This is a genomic window from Moorena sp. SIO2C4, from assembly GCF_010672485.1.
Classification (GTDB): domain Bacteria; phylum Cyanobacteriota; class Cyanobacteriia; order Cyanobacteriales; family Coleofasciculaceae; genus Moorena; species Moorena producens.
Genome location: NZ_JAAHGN010001414.1, coordinates 1 through 1,505 on the forward strand (window position 1 = coordinate 1; position 1,505 = coordinate 1,505).

Sequence of the window (1,505 nt, forward strand, 5' to 3'; positions counted from 1 at the left end):
AATCTTACCATTTTCACTGCCACCAGGGGCTGAGATATCTACCCCAGCACCAAAGTTAGAGTAGGGAGCTTTCAGACCTGCGGAATCAAGGGCAGAAACACCAATAACATGGGGATAGCGGGCGGGATAAGCGGCAGCATTTTGGTTAGAGTTACCAGCAGCAGCCACTAGGACAACACCTTTGTGGTAGGCATAGTCGATTGCCTCTGCCATCAGATTGCTTTCACCAGCCCCTCCTAAACTCATGTTGATCACATCTGCCCCATGATCAGCGGCAAAGCGAATCGCTTCTGCAATATCAGCCACTGTACCACCACCATGGGCTGCCAATACCTTCAGGGGCATCAGGCTAGCTTCGTAAGCAATTCCGGCAACACCGTAACCATTGTTGGTAGATTGGGCAATGGTACCGGCTACGTGAGTACCGTGACCTTGATCATCCCATGCTTCAATCCGGTCATTAACAAAGTCGTAGCCTTCAACAAATTCAGTATCTTTCAAATCTGGGACTGCGCTGACCCCAGTGTCAATCACTGCTACTGTTACCCCACTACCCTTGGTGTCATCCCAGGCAGATTCTATATTAATGCTGCGCAGGTTCCACTGCTTGCTATAGTCAGGGTCATTGGGAACCTCGAAGGCACTATAGGTATAGTTCGGTTCAATATATTCTGTTGCTTGGGATAGTCCTGATTGTTTCAGGGTATTCAGCAGTTGTTTATCTCCCTTTAGGATATATATGTGATCCGCTGCTGAAAATTCACTATTGAGTTGGGGATTCACCTCGTATTGTTGTGCGATCGCTTGCAATTGCTCATTAAGTTGAGCAGCTGGGATATCTTCCCGGAAGTCGATCACAATCGACTCAAAATTCCCCTGATTTGCCAATCCTTTAAAGTTAAACAGGGCAAAACCCAGCCCTACTACAAACAGACACAGTATCAAAAATTTTCTCATGGCAATCTGTCGCTGCTTCGCGAGTCTTTAATCACCACGATAGCTTATATAGCAAAGGGAGTAGGGAGTAGGGAGTAGGGAGTAGGGAGTAGGGAGTAGGGAGTAGCGATGCAGCGCGGCCAAAAGCAGTTAACCAAGGCTGAAGGGGCAACAGGTCAGCTAGAATCTTTGTAACTTATTTACAAAATCCCAATCATGCTACTTTGGTAACCTTGCTAGTTTGGTTTTTTCATGTTCAGAATACTTTAATTCCCGAGCTCGACCTGCCCCTGTTTTAGTCACCCAAACTGAATTAAAGTTTTCCAGCATAATGTTGGTAGAATTAATCTTTTCATTGGTTCCCATTGGCTCAATAATTGTATGGGAATTAGGGAAGACAAAAACAGGGATAGAAACCCGACTATTGGGGCTTGTATGAATCACTTCATGGGCAGTGCTGACAAATAAGCCATTCGTCCAGTATTGCAACATATCCCCCAAATTAATCACAAAAGCATCTTCTAAACAAACCGCATCAATCCAGGCATTTTTGGCATAAACCCGTAGGG

Annotated in this window: 2 protein-coding genes; both read right to left on the bottom strand. The window is 45.6% G+C overall.

The genetic code is table 11. The features are described from left to right. On the bottom strand, nt 1-957 hold a 957-nt coding region (locus F6K20_RS38125), incomplete at its 3' end, for a S8 family peptidase (protein WP_287298368.1). Between the two features lie 198 nt (nt 958-1,155). Next, the coding region (locus F6K20_RS38130; protein WP_287298370.1) for a 2OG-Fe(II) oxygenase family protein at nt 1,156-1,505 on the bottom strand (350 nt) is incomplete at its 5' end.